Here is a 20096-nt window from a genome sequence, read left to right as displayed (position 1 = left end):
AACCTCCTAATCCACACTGGCATATCTTTCTAATTCATTGCCCAAAAATTCTTGGTTGAAGACGACATTGCCGTGTCCGGCAATATTAAGGAAAAGCTGTCCTTGGACTAAGTTGGGCAGGGTCTCCAGCTCTGACTCAGTCATGGATTCTCTTAAAGCATCTGCCAGCAGGTGAACGGTCGTTTCATCCGTATTGGCAAAGACCCGGTACTGCATGAGGGAGAAAATCCGGCGAATAGAGGAAGCGTAGATGTCCAGAGTTGTATTGCCGCTCGCTACCAGAACATTCTGCAGCGAGGTCATCTCCAGCACGACACCAGCATAATTGGTCCCCATTTCCTCAATCATATCGGCCAAGAAAGTCACCGACTGGGAGTAGCGGATATCCAAGACCATCTGAGCTGATGAAATATTAATGACATAGTGGGTCAGCTGGTCATGGGCGACTGCCAGATTCTGCTTGCGCTTCTGCCGCTGAATCTTGCCGTTGTTGACGACATAAGAAGAAATCAGAGACAGGACCTGAGTCAGCTGCAGGTTGAGCAGCATAGGCGTTTTGGTCAGTTCTGATAAATCAATCGTCACAACCTGCTCCTCTGACAGGTCTTCAAAGTTGGTATAGACGTCAAAGATGGGGCCGTAGTTTTTATTGAGGGAGCTGAAAGTCTTGGAAATGCGGCCGACCGATCTGGTATCGTGGTCATTCCCTGCCTTGCCCGCTGCCCGATAGCGCTGCTCCAAAAAGGAGCAAAACTGGGACAGGCGCGGATGCTCATCATTGACAATGGTTGTGACGTGGATATTTTCTGCATTCTTCTCTGCATTGTGCTGCCAGAGGCCGATAGAAACGTAGAAATCAGTGATAAGGTCTTCCAAGCGCAGGAGGTCATCAGAAGTAATTTCCTGATTGAGGACCTGAGCGATACTTTTCAGCTTGGCAACATGAAGCCGGAAAGAGCCGATTTCATCCACCTCTACCCCGTTTTCCTTGGTCATGGTAGGCAGGACCTGCATGATGTTAATCTTATTGGCCCCGCCGGACATACTGAGCACCTTGCCGTATTGAAATTTCGTCAGATCGTGAAAAGTCCCGTCCAGATCAATATTGATAATCTTATGCCCTCTGGCATAGAGCGAATCGGTGTGTTTCAGCACAAATTTCTTTTGGTACATCTTGGGCGCCCCTGCCACAAACATAAAGGGCCGGGTCCGAATATCGTCATTTTGCAGAAAGTCCAGATTGACCGCCCCGCTGGTCGGCGTATAGCCAAAGTAGGTCCCGTGCGGGTCCGCTAACTTAGTATGGTTAAACCAGTAGCCACCGGACAAATCCCGAACCGGCACCGGCTGAGGCTGGCGGTGATTGGGCAGATCTTTCTGCCGCAGCGGCGGAACAAAAGGCGAATGATACTCCAAATCCTGCTCTCCGATAAAGGAGGTCATGGAGAATTTAGGGGCTCCGTTTTTAATCTCGGACATCTTTTCAAACAGCTCTTTTTCGGTATTGCCGGAAGCATAGATGCGGGTCCAGATGCCCTTGACACCGGAGTTATTGTGGCGGATATCCTGCTCCAGCAGCATCAAATCCTGCACCTCATCCAATTCGGCCTGATTCTTGGTTGCCTTTTGATTTTCATCAATCCGCGAACTCTTTTCTTCAACAGCCTTGGAGGCTTTTTCCTGAACCAACTTATTATCCAGGTGAGTGACGTGCATAAAGGCACGTGTCCCCTGCACCTGCATCAGCTCTGTCCCCCAGTAGTCATTCAGACCGCCGGTCGGATAGCCTGTGACAAAGAGAGTGGCATGATAGCCATCGCCTGATTTCCAATAGCGATCGTCTGACTTGAAGTCAACATTGCCCTGAGGCTGAATCCGGCTGATAAAGGGCAGATCATAGCCGCGGGCCATTAATTTTTTTACTTTGCGTTTTTTCAAATACATGCGCACTACACCTTTTCATTTTGATTGTTGTACTGTTTGAGAATTTGCTCCTTCTTGTTTGCCGAGACGATGACGGGAACAAAATCACCGTTTCCGCTGGTCTGAGCCTTGCGCACCTGTCTGTGCAGCTCTTCAATGGTATCTCCGTACAGCCAGATCAGAAATTCTGCATTGTACAGCTCTTGCTCAACTGCTTCTTCAGACAGGATATTCTGCATAAGGATACTCTCTCTGTCCTTGAGCTGCTCCATTCTGTTTTCGCTGATACCGGTCTTGCTCATCTCACGCCGCACTTCATTTAAAATCCGTCTGGACTCGATGATCTGCTCAGAAGTGTCCGTCGGAAGCGTTGTGGATTCAAACAGATAGTCAAAGGTGATTTCTGAATTCCATTTCCGGAAATTCTGAATGGTCCGCTGCCGTTCATTGTCCGACAGAGAATTCAGGTCCTTTCCCCTCACTTCCATAATCTGCAGATAGCCCGAATAGCCATTTTCCAGAGCAATGGGCTGACCCTTGACATTGCTCAGAATCGCCTTCGTATCCAGCAGCTCCACCGTTGACAGAAAATCCCGATTCTCAAACTCTTTGGTATCATAGGTGAACTGATTCTCCGCCATCTTGCCGATTCGGCTGCTGCCGTTGCCGGCTGTCTCTTTTTTCTTGTTTTTCCCCATTTTTTTGGAAGAACTTGGTTTTTTTAAGGCCATAAATCCTATCCTTTTCTCTAATTTTCCTACTCTTCAAACAGCAAAACCAACCGCCGTTAAGCCTGAAAGGCTGTTGGAGACGGCAGATAAGGAGCCTGAGGCTGGGACAAAAATCCTTTAGCCTCGCTTGTTTTGGTAAAAAACTCTTGACGCAGCAGCTGACTGCCCAGTCTGATTCCGATGTTTATTGAGTATAGGTATTATAGTCTTTTAGTTTGCTTTTAGCAGGGAAACTGTCCGGGGGACCGTTTCAGCCTATCGGTAACATACAGAACGATAGGGCAGCAAGCCGCTCAAAACCTCTAGTGGGGGTTTTGAGGCGGTGGCTGGAGCTTCCGTGAGGAAAGCTCAAAAGTAGGTAGGTTCGGGCTGAACGAAAGACGAGGCTGAGACAAAAGTCCTTCAGTTTCGCTTTGTTTTGGTAAAAAACTCTTGACGCGGTAGCTGATTGCTCAAAGCACTGCTTTGAGGTTGCGGATAGGACTTGCGAAGCAAGTCTCAACTTTGTTCGTCTTTTAGACTCCAAAAAGTTCCTACATTGAGGAAAACTCTGTTTTCCTCATCCCCAACCTCTCACAGTCCCCTGGACTGTTTTGACACAAACTGCGTTTGTTTTATCTCCAACCTCTCACAGTCCCCCCGGACTGTTTTGACACAAACTGCGTTTGTTTTATCTCCAACCTCTCACAGTCCACCCGGACTGTGAGAGCCTCGCGGGCTGGGAGTGAAAAGGTCTGGGAGACCTTTTCAGCCTGAGCTTAGAAGCAAAAGAGCGAAGGGAACTAAATTTTTAAAAATTTAGTTCTTATACGGTATCTTATCAAAGATACTCCCCTTTGCGGGTGAGGGCGCAGCCATCATGGGCGTCTGTCCCACCGCCTTTATCTCCAGCCTCCAACAGTTCTTCTGGACTGTTGGAGCAAGGCGAGCTGACAACGTAATAAAAGATAAACTAAATGACGATATAAAATCATTATACTGCATCCAACCTCCATAAGGCTTTATGATAAAGCAGAAGGCAACTTTTCTCTTGCTTATGGTTCGTAATTAGGATAAAATAAGGGCAAAATCTATCAGAGAGGTGAGGCCTTGATTTCCAATGCAATACACCGCCACCCCTTTTTAAGTTTGCTCCTTTTATTGATATGGCAGCTTCTGGTCATGCGCAGCTATACCAGCCTAGCTGACAGCAGGGCCAAACGCACCTTCATTCTCATCATGACTGCTCTCTGCGGCGGCTTGGGCGGGAGTCTGGGCGTTGTCTTTAACGACCTGAAAAATCCACGGTTTCAGCTGGCGCCTTATACATTTGCCATTTTCATGGGAATGATAACCTTAGGTCTGGCAGTCGCCGATATCCTAATCAGCTGGCTGGGACACTTGCTGACTGGAGCTTAAGAGCAATAAGCGGCATAAATAACTTGAATATTTTAGTGCAAAAAACAGTTGACAAAAAAGAAAATTTAGAATATAATAGAGTTCCAGAATTACTTTGTACATTGTACAAACCCCAAAGCCCTTATCTATTGCAGTAGATAAGGGCTTTTTTCTGTTCTGTATAGTGAACCGGGGCTGCAGAATTACTTTCTTCTGCGGTGTGGCAAGAAACGGCGGCCGCGAAAGCCTTGTTTCTTGCTGCTATCTGATTTGCTAAAGAAAAAATCTAAACACTTATATAAAACATAAGTGAGAACTGCTTTAGCAAGATGAATAATCATCTCCAGAATCACTTCTTTCATTGTTTACCCCTCCCTTCCTTAGGATATGTTGATTTTCAATCACCAAATTAAAGATCAACACTCAGGAGGGAGCTTTTTTAGATTGTGCTCACAATCTTTTAGATACATAAAATCACCTCCTTACAGATTCGTTCATAATCTTAATCCAAGCAAAAAAGCTGCACAGCAGCTCTTCGTTTGAACTTCCTCAAAACAGAAACTTCTTCCTAATGGAAGGCAGCTCCATCCCGACAGTCAGGTCAAACCAGCAAAAAAGACCTCTCAGGCAGATGAAGACACACTGAAAAAACCAGTCTTTAGTTGATTTTAAATCAACCTTAGCCGGCTGAGAAATAACTTTCTCAGTGTTCCCCAAGCAGCTGCTTGAAAAGTCATAAGTTTACCAATTTAACACAAGTATTGAAGCTGAAACATAAAAGCTTCAGAATCCCAATCTCACAGCTCCGCAGATTGTTTCTTTGGATTCCTGCACTGCCTATAAGCTTTCATCGCTGAAAGTCAGTCCTTAAAGACAGGCGAAGCCACAGGGCTTCAGGCTCAACTGAAAAGCAGTAAATAAAATTTACACATTCATTATACCGTTTTCTATCCATTTGTCAAGATAAAAAACGAAAAGAGAATTCTTTCCGTTTTCGTGTTTATTCAACTTCTATACCTTTGGTTTTGAGGGTATCTAGTTGGAATTGGCTCTTGCTGCGGGTGATAAAGAGCGGCTGAACATCATCCTCTGTTTCAAAACCATTGTATGTACTGTTATATACCTTGCTAGTGCTCGTTACATGTTTCAGTTTCAAAGTATAGTTCCAGAAATTTCCAAAGTTTCGGTCTGGCTTACTAATATCTAAGAAATCAATCTCAATATCTTCAGTGGCCACACCTTCTCCAGTATCATTGGTTACAAGTTTGACCTGAAAATCAGCCGTCGGCAGCTGACCCTTACCATCGCCGTATGGCTGTAAGGCTTCCGCTAACTCTTTGTATTGACTATCATTAGGAAATTGTTCCGCATTGCTGGCTGTCACATCATAAATGTGTTTTAGAAAAGTTCCTTCCTGCTCCTCATAGTACTCAATGATTTCTTCATCTGTCATTTTAGCCAGATCTCCAAAGGACTTTCCCTCGTCACGATTAAAGGTTGTATAGCCTTTAACCTTCCCTTTATTAAAGACATAGACTGCTAATGGGTAAGAGTCTTTAGAAACTTCATCTGTCAGATACCATATTTTGTCCTTAGCATTTTTCAAATGCTCATAAATACCTTCTTCGGCCTTTTGTGTACCAGAGCTGGAGTCTCCCCCGCCATTGGACGGATTCTTGGCAGCATTACAGGCTGATAAGAATACCAGAGACAAAGCCACTGCGATTGCTATTATGAAAGAAATATACTGTTTTTTCATTAGTCATACCTTTTTCTGTATTGATTGAATGGCGATCTATTGGACTAGGGTTTTTTACCAGAATCTTTTTTCTTAATGCCGCCATTATTTGAAGGAGCTGATGACGTTTTGGTTTTACTGTTGTTACTAGAAATCTGTGAACCAGAGGCACCGCCAATCCCTTGCTTCGTTTGATTAGGTTTGTTGGTATTGGCTGCCGTGCTTCCGACACCAGAAGCTTCATTCTTGGTACTGGTATTCGTCTTACCATTAGCATTGGCACCGGAAGCAAGAGTATTGGCAACTCCTGTTCTGCCGGCATTGTAATTGCTTTTAGCAGCATCGCCCACTTTTTGACCGGCACTCTTAACAGAATCCTTGACTCCACCGGCTGTTGACTGAACAGAACTTTTGACACTTTCATAAGCACTGCCGACACCAGCTTTGGCATGAGATCCTAGATTGGCAGCTGCTCTGCCAACTCCGCCGGCCTGACGGATACCTTCAACTGCTCCTTTGGCCCCTCCGGCAACACGGGCTGCACCGGCACCAATCCCCTTAGCCGCAGTACCCGCTCCGCGGGCCGCGCTTCGAGCACCTTGAGAAGCTTTCTTAGCAACGGTGCCTACACCGCGGGCAGTCCTCTTGGCAACCCCCGGAGCTGATTTAACCATTTTCCTGCCAGCTCTTGAGGCTGCACCGCCAGCCGCCAGACCGGCGCCAGCCATACCAGCCATTTGCCCTCCGCGGCCCTGCGACGGAGAAACACCTAACCAGCGTTCAACAGCATTGTTGCCGCTTATCAGAGACAGGTAAACTCCTATGTAAACAATGATAGAAGCCATGACATTTTCCCAATAGCTGAGATTGGAAGAGAAGCCTCCTGATGATAGCCAGGTAAAACTTGAAGCCACCATGCCAGGGAAGTCTCTCAGAACACTCATAGCAACGCGCAGCAGAATCACTTCAAAGAAGACGCCTGTAATCGTCCCAAAAATCATTTGAAGCAGCTCCTTGAATTTTTCTGAGTTTTCAACAGAGGTATAACCGACAATCGGAGCCACCATCCCTGCCACAATGACCTGAAAAACGGACTGCACAAACCTGATAGACATACTAATCAACAGAGCAATTAGTACGATTTGCTGAACGATTAGACCAATCCAGTTAACGCTGTAGCGAGGGTAAACAGCCGAGAAGACATTTTCCAGTTCACTCCAAGTCCCTGGTTTGACATTATCAATACGGACATTCCCTTCTTCATTTGACCTAAGAACGGAACTCAGAATAGGGGCTACTCCTTTAAAGTTAGCATCACCGCCGTCTCCATCCTTTTCAAACTGCTCTAGTACCGTTTTATCGGTACCTCCGTACCATGCGCTGTAATCGGTCTGCATGACATTGCTGTCATCTATGGTGTTCAGCCTGACTTTATTTTCTGAATCAGATGGCGGATTTAAAAAGCCTCTCTTGTCCATCCCTAAGACATTGACATCAAAATTTTTTTGAATAATAACATACAAGTCGACGACGTTGCCTTCATATGGTTTGACAGACAGGGAAGCAAAGCCAGACTCTCCGTCGTCAGACATTTTACTGATGTATTGGCTGTCCTTGGCCAATACATAAGAAAATTCTTTGATTGCCTGAGGCAGAAAAGCCAAGACAGCTGTGACCAAAAGAAAGTGGCCTATAACGTCTTTGTATTTCATTAAGCCGGTTATAAAATTTGCAATAATAAACAGTATCAGCAATAGAACAAAGACAACCACTCCAAGCTTTTGCAGACCATCAAAAATCTGACCAACAAAGGTATCATTTCTATCCAGATAGTCAAAGAAACCAAAGAGTTTGAATAAATTATTATAAACATTCTCCAAGGCCATGCTGATAGAATACAAGGATTTAGTAATCCACCCCGGAAGGTTGAGGAAATAAGCAAAAACCTGCGGAATAGACGATAAATAATTAGACCATTGTTCATAAAAAGCAGCCGTCTCTTTTGTCGGTGACTCATTATAGGGCCAAGTAGGACTAACATCATCTTTAAAATCTTTCGCCTTACTGATTAAGTCTGCAAGACTGCTATAGGTCGGCATTCATATCACTCCCTTCTTAAGAAGGAGCTTGGCTGGACTCAGACTGTTTGTTTTCTTCTGAACCGCTGCTCGTTTCAGTTTGCTTGTCCCCTTGCTCCTCTGACTGCTTGCTTTCGTCGCCATTATTGTTCTCACTGATATAGATGCTGCTGACAGGCTCTGATGTGATCAGGAAACCATACTCGGCCTTATTGTCTTCTTTAATCCCAAAGGACAGGCGTTTGGTTTTCACACCTTCTGCCGTGGAAAATGTAATGACATAGGTCAGGGTGAAGGTATCATCTTTCTCCAGCTTGACATTTTCCAGCAGATTGCTGACGATTTGAGCCTGTTCCGGCTGCGTATACTTGGCATCCCCTGACGACAGGAAGGGGTTGAGCGCTTCCTTATTCCCAGAGTAGTAATTGGGGATAAAGAAACGTCCGAAAACATCTGCTGCATGTTCTTTCTCCTGCAGCTTTTGGATTTTTTGCTGCTCCTGATAGAGAAAGGCAGTCTGGGCTTCCAGCTGAGCCCGCTTGCTATTTCCCATCATACCAATGACAAGGCCCAGAATGCCTATCAGCAGGCCTGCTATGCCCAGCCCCAAAGCAATCTTGCTCAGAAGCGGATTTTGTTCTCCCATTTCCGATACTCCTTTATTTCTGTTCTTTTTAGGATGAGCCCTTTTTATAGCCCCTTGCACATCGGACTCCATAGGAAAATAAGGCAGATCAGCCTGAGACAAATTCAGGCTTTCTGCATAAGTCCTTAAAATGCCGTTTTCCTTATCGGTAAAATAGAGGGCCAGATCATCATAGGTGTAATCTTTGAAACGGGGATCCCGCAGGGAAGCCTCCATGAGCTTCGTCATAATATTGTCATAGGTATGGTCAATCAAGAAAGGACTGATGCTGGGCTCATCTTCAATCGAAGGCTTGCCGCTTTCACTATTGGCCAGAGATACCTTGGCCAGAGTGAAATCACCAAACTGATCCCGCAGGGCATGAAAAAGGGTCTCCGCCTGCAGAAAGGTGAGGTAGGGCAGGCTGTCTCCCATAGTTCCGCTGTCTAGGAAATACTCCTCGTCCAAGTCCTCAATCAGATCTTTGATGTCGCCATTGCGCTTGGGAGAGTCCTTCCCCGCCCACTCAATATAAATAAATGAGGAGTCTTTGATAACTCCTCCTTTTCCTAAAGCAAATCCTGCCATAGATTAACCACCAAACATGTCTTTAATAAAGGGAACAGCCTGACTGGCAAGGACGATAACAACTACCCCGATGATGACATAGATAATGTGGCCCTTGGCCCACTCACGCATCTTTTGCGACAGCATGAGCCCAATACCGGCTACAATCAGCATCGTCACTGCAATGGCAAAACCAAGAGTAGAGAATTGACCTTGTGCCTGCTCCGCTCCACTAGTAACAGACGAGAAAGGATCTTTTCCTGCTGCAAAGACCGGTGTCGTCAGCAAGAATGATGTCAGTGCAGCTGTCAGCGCTGCCCATATTTGTTTGATTTTAAGATTTTTCAAGATTCTATCTCCTTTTCTTTTTTATCATGATTTATTATAGCCTAAACCATCGCCTGTTTCGCTGTATCATAAAGAGAAATGGGCGTTTTTTCCAAACGATTGTCTTTCTATTCTATTTTAGTGGCTTCAAAGTCCAGCGTCCGCTTGTCAATATGGTGGAAAATGCCGTCCGGCGCCTCACCGATGACCTTGACCAGAACATTGTAGGCAGCGCCATGCCTCTGCAGGAGGAAGAGCTTTTCGGCAATCGGCCCGGTCACCCGGTCCTGAATCAGCCGTTCCAGCGGCCGGGCACCGTTTTCTACACTGGTTCCTTTGGAGCGCAGAAAATCGTAAAACTCGGTCTTATCCTCATACTGCAGGTAGACCTTCTGCTCAGCCAGTCTTTTTTCTTCCTTGGTCCAAGCCAAATCAACAATGGCTTCAATAATATCCGTCGTCAGCATGTTAAAGACTACCTTATTGCCAAAGCGGTTGATAAACTCCGGCCGGAAGGTCAGGCTCAGCTCCTCAACAATCCGGTTCATAAAGCCGTCGTAGGCCAGATCGGTCATATCTCCAAAATTGCCTTCGTTGGCATAGGTTTTTTTAATCTCATCTGCACCTGAGTTGGTCGTAGCAATGACAATGGTATTTTTAAAGTTAATCTTACGGCCGGTTCCCGTCGTCAGGTGGCCTTCATCCAGCACCTGCAGCAAGATATCATAGATATCTGGATGGGCTTTTTCCAGCTCGTCCAGCAGCACCACAGAGTAAGGATTGTTTTTGACCGGTTCGGTCAGGAGCCCTTTGGAGCCAACGATATTCTTGCCAATCAGCTTATCCTTATCCCCCTTAGAGGAATACTCTGAGCAGTCGATCCGAATCATGGCCTCCACATTGTCAAAGAGAATCTTGGCCAGCGCCTTGGCCAGCTCGGTCTTGCCGACCCCGGTCGTTCCCAGAAAGAGAAAGCTTCCCAATGGTTTATTGGGCCGCTGAAAGCCTTCTTTTGAGATATAAATCGTATTGGCCACCTGAGAAACGGCAAAATCCTGTCCTTTTACGTATTTCTTGAGCTCATCAGTAAAGTTCATCAGCCGTTCCGAATCGTCCTTGAGAATGGTGGTCACGGGGATTTTCTTCATTTTTTGAATGACTCTGGCGATGTCCTCAATATCCACGACCTTGCGCTTTTCAAAGTAAGCCTGAGCCGTCGCATCGTCCAGCAGGTCAATGGCCTTATCGGGCAGGAAACGCTCAGGGATGTAGCGGACTGCCAGCCGAACGGCCTGTTCTACCGCATCATCCGTAATGGTGATATGGCGTTCCTTTTCAAAACGCTTGCGGATATTGCCCAAGATAAAGATCGCCTGATCTGCGGTCGGCTCTTCCACCGGCACCATCTGCACCCGCCGCTCCAAGGCCTTGTCGGTTTCGATAGAACTTTGGTATTCTTCATAGGTCGTGGCAGAAATCATCTGGATTTCCCCACGCGCCAGAGGCGGCTTGATGACATTGCCGGCATCCAGCATACTGCCGTCGCCGCCAGCTCCGACAATAGTGTGCACCTCGTCAATAAAGAGGATATTCTCCCCCTTGGTAGCCTTGAGCTCCTCGATGATCCGCTTGAGGCGGGACACCATATCTTCTCCATCCGACTTGCTGGAAATACTGGATAATTCCAAGGAGCGGACCGTAACATGCTTAAACTCGTCCGGCACATTGCCCTTGAGAATCTCTACGACCAGACCGTCAACAATAGCTGTCTTACCTGTCCCAGCCTCACCGACCAGAATGGGCGAGTTCTTAGTCTGGCGCAGGAGTGATACGATGACCTGCTCCACTTCCTTTTCCCGGCCAAAAACCGTAAAATGGTCTATTTTCTTACGGATCTTTTCTGTAACATTTTCAGTATATTTGTCCAGATAGGGAGTTGGGCTTTCTTCCTCCTGCGGTCTCTGCGGCAGCAGGTCCTGAAGCGGGCTGTCTGCCTCTAAGAGATTGGCCCCTTCTGCCGCCTCCCGATACTCTTCTCTTTGCTGCAGTTCCTCAGTCTTAATCATGTTTTTCTACCTATCCCTCTTTTTTCGTTCTTAACTGCTTCCTTGTTTCTCATACGGTCAATGGAGTGGTATCGCTTGCGCCGGCGCGTCAGAAAAATCCGAATCGCATGCAGGTTGTTTTTGCCGCCGTTGAAGGGAAACATGAGATAGAGAGCGATGATAAAGGTCAGCACAACAAAACAGATATATTCCAGCGTCTGCTGCTTGGGAAAGACTTTGCCGCTCCCTGTAAACTGCATAGCTAAAAGAGGCGCACCAAATACAAACAGAAGGCTGAACAGACGGATGCCATACAGCTTGACTGATGCAAACAGATCACGCGGAAATCCATAGGGACGATCTTCATAATTGGTACGATTATCTTCTGACATTGTTTACTCCTTCACTTTTTCCTTCGCAGCTCAGTCTAAAAATCCATTTCAACTGAGGTGATTGGTGCATTAAACTGATAAGTGCCGTCGTGTACTTCCTGCATGGAATGCTCCAGCGCCTCTACAGCATTCTGCAGGGTGACAATATTATCCTTGGCCTGATTGATTTTCGTCTGTTTGCCATCGATTTCTTTTTCAACATTTTCGATTTTTTCCTGATTTTCGGTCAGATTGCTGCCGACTAAATACTGGCCGGAACGTTCCAAATCGGCCAAGGTTGACTTATTTTCCGCAATCGAACCCTCCAGTCTTTCAATGGCCTTTTGGAGTTTTTCAATCTGCTTGTTTTGGAAATTCTTTTCTTCTTCAAAAGCATTGAGGGCAAAAGTTTCCCGAGACAGGTCCTGCAGGTAGGTGCGTTTGATTTTCTCCCCCTGCTCAGCTACCATAAACTGCACTTCATTGCTCAGCTCAGAAGCATCTTTCTTTTTCTTTTCCTTGGTTGCATATTTCGATTCGCTGGAGGTTACATCATTGTACTCCTCAATACCGACATCAACATCGTCATTGACGACTGTTTTATTGGTGATATTGATAGCAATCGCCTCGAAATCTTTGGGAACCCCCTTGACAATGACATCAATCTTGTGATTAGCCAGGGGAATGACCTCCATTTTGGTATCGGGGCTTTGATTTTTGGCAAAGAGGATCCATTCCAGATTTTTGGCACTGATTCCCTTGGCAATAGAGGAAGTGTAGTCTGACGTTTCAAATTCCAAGAGCAGAATGCCGTTCTTTTCTGAGTAAATCTGCTTGGTCAGCATGATGCGGCCCGACTCGTTTTCAAAATCTCTGGTAGTTGCCAGCTGTGCTTCTGTGTAAGCAACCCGCTGCGGTGACAGATAGGCATTGACTAAAAGAAAAAGCCAGACAGAAATCAGCACAAGAAAAGTCAGGAATTTCCGCAGAATCGCCCGGCGTTTAAGAGTCTGAACAATCTTATTCCCCACGATGTGCTTCTCAACGAATACATCTAAAACATCATTGTTTTTCTGATTATTATCCATGTCTGTATTATAGCCGAAAAAGTCGCTAAAAAAGTTTATCATAAAAAGAAAAGCGGGCCGAAAGACTATCAGAATACCTGATACTCTCCGCCCGCTATCACAGACATAAATCCAATCAGAAGAGCGCTGCTCTTCAAAAATCAAAACCAAGCTTCGTTGGCTCTGACAGTCCTCCGGACTTGACGAAAATTGGGAACTGCATTTCCCTTATCTCCAGCCTCAAATAGTACCTCGAACTGTTTGAGCCCCGCAGGCTGTACCGGAGTAAGGCAGGGCGACGCTGGCGTGAATGGAAGAGATTGTCGAAAAGTATCAGTTCGTCGTCCCACTCTCATTGACGGTATCGACGATTCGCTTCATTTCCGCTTCCTGAATAGTCACCAGGCCGTCATCTTCCTTGGTGGCCAGACTGTAAACCTGATAGCCCCCCTTCTCCCAGACAAGGGCTGTGGATACTTGATCAATACCATAGTGCTGGGTCAGTTTTTGACCGGCCTCTGAAGCACCGTCTACAAAGAGGATTTTCCGCTTATCCCGCACTCGGGACAGAAGCGCTGGCACGGAGCGCTGGCATTTTCTGCAGCTCAGCTTATAAAAGAAAACCACCTGTCTGTCCTGCCCCTCTATCCGCTCCAGCAGCTCTTCATAGCTTCCGGAAGCTGGCTGAAAGACCTGCTGGGCCCGTCGGGAGTCTTTCTCGATAAACATCATTTTGTCGTAAGTGACCTGATTAGAGAAAAAACTCATAGCTACACCAATCAATGTCAGCAGCAAGAGGGAAAAGGAGAGAAGGATCAGGGCATCCGCGACAGGACCGAGTGCTCGCTCCTGCTGTTCCTCAGACGGAGCGTCTCTGAGCAAAAGCCTTACCCGCAGATAATAGCAGACAAAAATCAGGTACAGGACCGGAAAAGAGAGGGAAAGCGACGAAGACCAGATCAGCCTATGGCCTATATTGATCTGGTAATGCCATAAGAACCAAGACAGCAGACAGAGACAGATAAATCCCAGCAGCACATAGCTGTCATGCTTGCGGGAAAAAACAGAATGGCTTTCAGCAGACATAAGACCTCCTTTGTTCAGTAGCGGTTAATCATCCATGAGTGGATTGTATTTTTTGGAAGGTTTGGCTTTGGCTGAGGATGGAGCAGCCAGCTTCTCTTCCGCGGGCTTTTCGCCCTGCGGCTCCGCTGGGGGTTCCAAGCCCGACACAGCAGGGTCAGCTGCCGAAGACTCTGCAGCCTGAGCAAACGGAGAAGCCATCCCTTCCTCATGACTGGCCGCGGCACTTTCGCTGACTGCTGCCGCTTTATCGGGCTCTGCCCGCTTGGCTGCTGCTGCCGGGACAGCCGGCTGTTCCTTCTTTGCAGCCTTTCTCCTGCCGCTTTTTCGAGGTTTTTCCAGCGGCTGCCTTTCTTCATCCAAACCCAGAATGATGCGCTGCTCTTCCGGAGTAAAGCGCTCAAAGGGGATCACTCCCTCTGAATGCCGCTCAACATAGTAGCGCTCCACCTGCTCTTTCCAGATATCGTAAGCCTGCCGGTCCTCTTCATTTTGCTCCACATCAAAGGGAGGCTTATAGTGCGGATCCTTGAAAATAGGCAGATCAAACGAAGGTGTCGGAGTCACCTTGACCAGCTCGCTCTCTTCGTCATCAATAACATGAACGCCTGCAAACTGAAATTTTTCCAACCGGAAGAGTTCAGAGCTGCTGGTCACTTCTTCCTCGGCAATTTCCTCCCGGTAAGAGGAAGCATTGTTGTCATTTCCAGCTAACATATCCACGCTGCCCTTATTGGTCATGCGGCTGACTTTTTTCTCTGTCCCTGCCCGCTCAACAATAGTTTCAGCAGACTTATTGGAACTGCCCTGAAAGACAAAGATATTCCGATAAGAATTAAGCAGGGCAGCCGTATCAGAAGCCCCCAGACTGGCTTCAATCTGCTCATAGTTCTGATACAGTCCCAGCACCGCCGTATTGTACTTGCGGCACTGGTTGAGAAAACGCTCCGTATTGGGGGTTGTCACCCAGCCGTATTCATCTTCGATGATGGAAAAGAAAGGATCCATGGTGCTGGAATTCCTCCTGAGCACACCCTTTTGGACAATCATATCCGTAATCTGGCCGATCATTCTGGAACTGTCGTCATCGACCGGTCCCCGGGCTGTATTGACCAAGAGAAAGCCGCCGGTTTTAAGGAGAATGTCGATGTCTTTGGTAGACTGAGAAAAGAAAATCCGCCGTACCAGATCCGAAGAGGCCAGCTTGCGGATGGTATTTTTCATGCCCTCAATATTGGCATCGTGGGTAATGTATTCAATACCGGTCCGCGGGTCCTCCTTATAGGCATCTGCGAAGTAATGATAGGTCGTGTTGATGATCTTATTTCTAGACTCGGCATCCCGCTTTTGATTGAAAGCCCTGCGCAGCTGAGGGGACATATGCGAGTCAAAGCGGGAAGGAAGCCCGCCCTTGCGGACAAAAGCTTCTTTTTCCTGACGGTAGAGCTCCTGATAGGGTTCCTCATAAAGCCGCTTAAACTCCCGCTCACTGGCATCTCTATAGACCTTAAAGAGCTTCAGCCGTTTGATAACCAAGGAAGGAATTTCCAGCAAGTCATAAAACTCACTCAGAGTTGGAGAGCCGCCGTTGAGATTGACGTCCAAATAGCTCTTTTCAATCCGGGCTGTTGATTTGAGCATAAAGACCAGATTGCGCACATAAGCCTGCTCGGCATTTTTAAAGAATGTATTCCCGCCGCCGCTGCCGCCTTCATCAGCAAAGTTGCGGATCAAGTCCGAAGTCAGCCCGGCAGCTGTATGGGTCTCCGCATCAAAAATATTGATTCCGTCCGTATCCTCCTTGGTCGGATCCACCAGCCAGATCATATCTTCTGGAAAGCCCGTCCGCCTGATAATATCCACCGCATCATGGATTAAATCTCCCGAAGGCTCATTGACATAGAAACCGTTAATCAGTCTTTTCCCCAGCCCTTTTTCATACCATTCTTCATAGTAATCGTGCTGGGTTTCCAAGAGCTGCTGTTCATCTGTAATATGCAGGACCTCGATCTTTTTGTCCTGCTCTCTGATAAACTTGGCATATTCTTTCAGATACACCGTCACATTGCGGGCATCCTGCACAATGGCCGGCTTGGCAATGGCCACAGACTTACCAGAACCGATCGGTCCAAAACCAGCTGTATGCAGCCGCCTGACATCTGTTTTCAGGATAACATCATCGCCGATGTCAGAATTGCGCCCCAACCGCAGGAAAGCATCACCAGCATTGTCCAAATCATTAAACAGATGCGTCACTTTCTTGTGCTTAAAGAAACGCTTTTTCAGCCACAGCTTCATCAGGTCATCATAAACGACAATCTCGCTGCTGTAAGAATTATAGAGCAGGTAGACAAAGAGAAAGACCGGCGCGATTAAGAGCAGGGTGTTCCAAAACTGATTGCCAATCAGAGGCGATAAGGTCTTATAATCAAAGTAGGCCCCTCCCTTTTTGAGGAAGTCGCTGACTGATACATAAAGCTGATTAAAGACCGCAATGATGTAATTATTAAGGGTCAGAACAATGATGTCAACACTGGAAATCAGCGCAGAAAGGAAGGACAGATAGATGTAGCGCTTAATGGCCTGACCGCGGTCCCTCTCTCTAAAGTCCCCTCTCTCTTTAAAGAGCTGATAGCGCTGGCGGCTGGTCAGATTTGTATGCCAAAAACCCAGATAAAGAGACAGAAAGACAGACAAAAAAAGAACCAAAAACAGGCAGATAAAGAGACCAAAGCCAATCTGCTGTCTGATAATGGACAGAATAAGAACAGCAGCCAGACTGGCAGCCCCAAAGAGAAAGAGGAGCCAGATCAGTTTTCTCAGTACAAAAATTACATAATCAATGCTTCGGTGTCCCTTGAGTTTATAAGGTAATTTTGAAAGCAAAAACAGCATGATAACCTCACTTTACCAATCCAATCATCAGTTCCAGCAGACCGACAATGCAGGCCGTCAGTACAAAAGCAATATAAAAATAGAGCCGCTGCCGCTGCCGGCTTTCTTCTCTTTCGATAATCAAATACTGATACCTGTAAATATAATGCTGAATAATGGAAAAAGTCGGCACCAGCGCCAAGACCAGAACCTGAGCAATCCGCAGCAGGTAGAGCAGATTTTTCTCCTCCACTCCCTGAACAGCGCCCTTAGAAAATAAAAGCGCCATGATGGCAATGGAACCAAAACGGAAAAGATAAAAGAAAGAGACTGAAATCAAAAAAATCAAACCGGATTTGCGCTTTCGCTCCACATTATTGGTTTGGTCGCCGATAACCCAGACAATGCCCGAACCAATAATAGACAGACCAAGAAAGATTTCTGCAAAAACAATCAGATAATAGATGACTGTATTAAAAAAAGCTGTATCCAACTGCGCTCCTCTCTAAAAAACTGGCAGAACCACTCAAGTCAGACTTGGCGAATCCCAAATACAAAAACAGCAAGAAAATCCAACCAGCCGCACTGCATGCTCAAACGAGTTCCCCTTTGGAGCAGACCGCCCGCCGCCTTATACTCAATGAAAATCATCAGCAAACTAGGCAGGAGCAGACAGGGTGGCAGCTGGCGGCTCCTGCCACGAGAAATCCCGCAGGACTTTCTCCCACTCCTGCACTAATCTAGCAGTAGGGAAAATAATCGTTTCAATACTGCCCATGTCGGAGCTGGCTGTTGGAGCTAAGATAAACTAAGGGACGATAGGAGCGCAAAGCAGCCGGCTTTTCCTATCTGTCAAAAAAATCCTCTAAGCCGGCCTGCTCATTGTAGGTCGAATTGTAGACAACCGTCGCTCGGACTTTGAGATAAGGCTTACCTGTCTTATCCGCAGCAAACTCATAGCTGCCCTGACGCAGCACCACTGAAATTTTCTGCCGATTCTGAAAAAGCTTGGGCCTGATGCGCTCACTGGCAACCAGACGGACAGGATAGCCGTAGGCTCCGTCTATTTCAAAATAATGGCCCTTAATAGCGTTGAAATCCGTGATATAGCCGGAAGCAACGGTTCCCGGGCCGGCATCAATGAAAGTCTGAATGACCTCCTGAGGATTTTTTTCCAGCGAAAGCCGCTCGCCGACAATATTGGGTGAAGCCCCCTCAATGCCCAAACGTTTGCGCTTGTCATCTGCCTGCTCATAGCGGCCGCGGACAAATCTGAAATCAATCAGCTCACCAGCTGCCACATAATCCTGAGGCTGTAGAACCCGTGAATAATACTTATAGCTAAAGGCCTTGTTGGGGATAAAGACCCGTTCCAGATTGGCGGTCAGCACAAACACACCATTGTCCGAAATATAATTGACCATCCCCTTTTGCACATCATGAATAGGCGACCGCTCACTGCCGTCTTCCAGCTCCTGCAAAACCTGACTGTTCAGCAGGTACTCAGCAATATTGATGTCTCCCAAGGCTACATATTCATTTTCCAGCTGCTGCTCCTCCCCTTTTTTAAAAGAGTTGTAGCGTTTGGCAAAGACCACCTGCTTCAAATCAATCACCTTGACCGGAAAAACCTGTCCAATCATTCTGCGCAGCTCCGCAGGCTGATAAAAGCCGGCAATATGCTGGGGGACATAGATACGCAGGCTCTCATATTCCTTCTTGGTCGGCTGGCAGATGACAATATCCTCAAAAAAGACCTGTCCCGTGCTTTCCGATACCTGCTTGGCGGCATCTATCATCCCGACAGCCCGGCAGGAAATCACCGATGCCAAAGCCGCCGTTTCCTTAGCCTTGTTGCCAATATCATGGCGGTTAAAGTTTCTGCCAATCGCATTGGCATAGCTCTCCAAACTGCGCGGAATCCGCTCTGCCGTCTCCAGCCAGTCGGAATCCCCCTCCTGCAGGCTGGCCACATATTTGGAGTCAAGGCTGACCCCGTTTTTGACTACTTTTTTTACATCTGGGTGGGTGGAAGCAATGTCCTGAATTCTTTTCATAACAGCCTTTCTATCAGACCTGTTCGCAAACTGATTTTCCTTAAAATGGCGATGCCGCAGCTGAGCTCGGCGGGCAAATTCAATCGTTTTACACAGTATAGTCTTTCAGCAGTGACATAGTCTGGGAGAGTAAAAAGGTTCGGGGAACCTTTTAGTTCCTGCCTCATTTGCTGATGATTTTCATTGAGAAGGAAAGCCAGCCAAAAGACTATATAAAAACAAGAGTTAATTCTATTATATAGAAAAAGCCGGCCATTAATGTTTACGATAAAAAGAAAAGGCGGTGGAGCCTGTCTCACCGCCTGATATGCCATAAAAATCAGCAGAAAATCCAGCAGAACCCGCCATCTTGGCCAGATTTCCGCATTTATGCTGTCAAAAACTCCAAAGGACTCCCTTCACTCCTGCTGGAACTACTTCTATAAAAATCTCTGTTTCAAGGCCGACAGGAAGACCTGCTTTTGCTCTTATCCACAGACTTCTATATCTTTGAAAAAGTGAACGAAGATGCCCATCAACTACTGTGCCCATCTGTTTTTTCTCATGCAGATGCAAAAGACTGGGCTTTTGCCCAGCCTCTCCTTGATGAAATCCCGCTGACAAAAACTCCGTTTTTTAGCGGACAGCTCACCTGCCTCGTTTCTGATTTTTTGACTCAGACTGTTGGAGCAAGACGATGGCCATACGGCTTGATTTCGCAAAGGAAGAAGGGATTTTCCCATAAGGCTACCAAAGAATCTGCCAAAGTTGATAGCCTAAAAAGAGCGCTATCGTTGGAACAAACAGTACCCAGTAGGAAAAATGCCGCTTGCGGGCACCCATCCATACAAAGCCGGTAAAAACAAGATCCAATATCAGCAAGCGAACGAAATCGTTACCAAGCAGTGCATACCAAGAGGTATTCATCAGCGTCTCCTTTTTTACAAAAGCAGAACAGACGGATTGCTGGCACTCAAAGAAAATCAAAGATGACAAGGGGTGCGAGTCAAGTCAGTAACCATACATCGTCTCACTGACTTTCAGAGCTGAAACACTTTTGCCTCAGCCTCATCTTAGATTTTCAAAGAGTATGAGATGATAACATAACTATCTGCCAATCTGCTGCCCTAAATAACTATATATCAGTTGCCATCGGCCTCAGTAAACCGCCTGCTCGGTCTCTGCATCAAAGAAATGGGCCTTGTTGAGGTCGAAGCCCAGATCAATGCCGGCACCGGTCTGCAGGTAGTCCCG

General features: G+C 46.7%; 16 protein-coding genes and 1 pseudogene. 1 reads left to right on the top strand and 16 read right to left on the bottom strand.

The window, feature by feature from the left end; all coding sequences use genetic code 11:
• Window positions 1-6: 6 nt before the first annotated feature.
• Together DHL47_RS03725 and DHL47_RS03720 are read right to left on the bottom strand one after the other, a co-directional pair.
• Window positions 7-1944, bottom strand: a complete 1938-nt coding sequence (locus tag DHL47_RS03725; RefSeq protein WP_209550945.1) for a virulence factor — start codon at window positions 1942-1944, stop codon at window positions 7-9.
• Between the two features lie 5 nt (window positions 1945-1949).
• Window positions 1950-2654: a hypothetical protein gene (locus DHL47_RS03720; RefSeq protein WP_128836807.1), complete on the bottom strand. Its 705-nt coding sequence runs from the start codon at window positions 2652-2654 to the stop codon at window positions 1950-1952.
• Window positions 2655-3743: 1089 nt separating this feature from the next.
• On the opposite strand from DHL47_RS03720, the gene DHL47_RS03715 reads away from it, so the two are divergent.
• Window positions 3744-4052 (top strand): hypothetical protein, encoded by a 309-nt coding sequence (locus tag DHL47_RS03715; protein WP_209550944.1) that lies wholly within the window; start codon window positions 3744-3746, stop codon window positions 4050-4052.
• A gap of 182 nt (window positions 4053-4234) precedes the next feature.
• Here the strand turns inward: DHL47_RS03715 and DHL47_RS03710 are convergent, their stop codons facing one another.
• The 14 genes and pseudogenes from DHL47_RS03710 to DHL47_RS03645 form a co-directional block, all read right to left on the bottom strand.
• Window positions 4235-4393: a hypothetical protein gene (locus DHL47_RS03710; protein ID WP_209550943.1), complete on the bottom strand. Its 159-nt coding sequence runs from the start codon at window positions 4391-4393 to the stop codon at window positions 4235-4237.
• Window positions 4394-5031: 638 nt separating this feature from the next.
• The gene (locus DHL47_RS03705) at window positions 5032-5790 is read right to left on the bottom strand and encodes a hypothetical protein (protein WP_128836809.1); all 759 of its coding nucleotides are present in this window, start codon (window positions 5788-5790) and stop codon (window positions 5032-5034) included.
• A gap of 44 nt (window positions 5791-5834) precedes the next feature.
• Window positions 5835-7868 carry a pLS20_p028 family conjugation system transmembrane protein gene (locus DHL47_RS03700; RefSeq protein ID WP_128836810.1) on the bottom strand — a complete coding sequence of 678 codons (2034 nt, stop codon included), beginning with the start codon at window positions 7866-7868 and terminating at the stop codon, window positions 5835-5837.
• Between the two features lie 16 nt (window positions 7869-7884).
• Complete coding sequence (locus DHL47_RS03695) at window positions 7885-9060, bottom strand: hypothetical protein (protein ID WP_209550942.1); 1176 nt, start codon at window positions 9058-9060, stop codon at window positions 7885-7887.
• A gap of 3 nt (window positions 9061-9063) precedes the next feature.
• Window positions 9064-9387, bottom strand: coding sequence for a TrbC/VirB2 family protein (locus tag DHL47_RS03690; RefSeq protein WP_128836812.1), 324 nt, complete (start codon window positions 9385-9387; stop codon window positions 9064-9066).
• Between the two features lie 107 nt (window positions 9388-9494).
• Window positions 9495-11432 (bottom strand): AAA family ATPase, encoded by a 1938-nt coding sequence (locus tag DHL47_RS03685; protein WP_209550941.1) that lies wholly within the window; start codon window positions 11430-11432, stop codon window positions 9495-9497.
• Window positions 11429-11803 carry a DUF5592 family protein gene (locus DHL47_RS03680; protein WP_209550940.1) on the bottom strand — a complete coding sequence of 125 codons (375 nt, stop codon included), beginning with the start codon at window positions 11801-11803 and terminating at the stop codon, window positions 11429-11431. Before DHL47_RS03680 ends, DHL47_RS03685 begins: the two co-directional genes overlap by 4 nt.
• Before the next feature lie 35 nt (window positions 11804-11838).
• On the bottom strand, window positions 11839-12870 hold the full coding sequence (locus DHL47_RS03675) for a coiled-coil domain-containing protein (protein WP_209550939.1): 1032 nt from the start codon (window positions 12868-12870) through the stop codon (window positions 11839-11841).
• A gap of 312 nt (window positions 12871-13182) precedes the next feature.
• The gene (locus DHL47_RS03670; protein ID WP_209550938.1) at window positions 13183-13935 is read right to left on the bottom strand and encodes a hypothetical protein; all 753 of its coding nucleotides are present in this window, start codon (window positions 13933-13935) and stop codon (window positions 13183-13185) included.
• Window positions 13936-13959: 24 nt separating this feature from the next.
• Complete coding sequence (locus tag DHL47_RS03665) at window positions 13960-16827, bottom strand: TraM recognition domain-containing protein (protein WP_209550937.1); 2868 nt, start codon at window positions 16825-16827, stop codon at window positions 13960-13962.
• Between the two features lie 7 nt (window positions 16828-16834).
• On the bottom strand, window positions 16835-17299 hold the full coding sequence (locus DHL47_RS03660) for a hypothetical protein (RefSeq protein ID WP_245335535.1): 465 nt from the start codon (window positions 17297-17299) through the stop codon (window positions 16835-16837).
• A 352-nt stretch (window positions 17300-17651) separates the two neighbouring features.
• Window positions 17652-18863, bottom strand: a complete 1212-nt coding sequence (locus DHL47_RS03655; protein ID WP_209550936.1) for a hypothetical protein — start codon at window positions 18861-18863, stop codon at window positions 17652-17654.
• 726 nt (window positions 18864-19589) lie between these two features.
• Window positions 19590-19769, bottom strand: a complete 180-nt coding sequence (locus DHL47_RS03650) for a hypothetical protein (RefSeq protein WP_209550935.1) — start codon at window positions 19767-19769, stop codon at window positions 19590-19592.
• Between the two features lie 231 nt (window positions 19770-20000).
• Window positions 20001-20096 (bottom strand): annotated as a pseudogene (locus DHL47_RS03645) (TOBE domain-containing protein); the annotation flags it as partial.

This window comes from Streptococcus panodentis (assembly GCF_017884005.1).
Lineage (GTDB): Bacteria > Bacillota > Bacilli > Lactobacillales > Streptococcaceae > Streptococcus > Streptococcus panodentis.
This window is presented reverse-complemented; position numbering and strand designations above follow the sequence as displayed.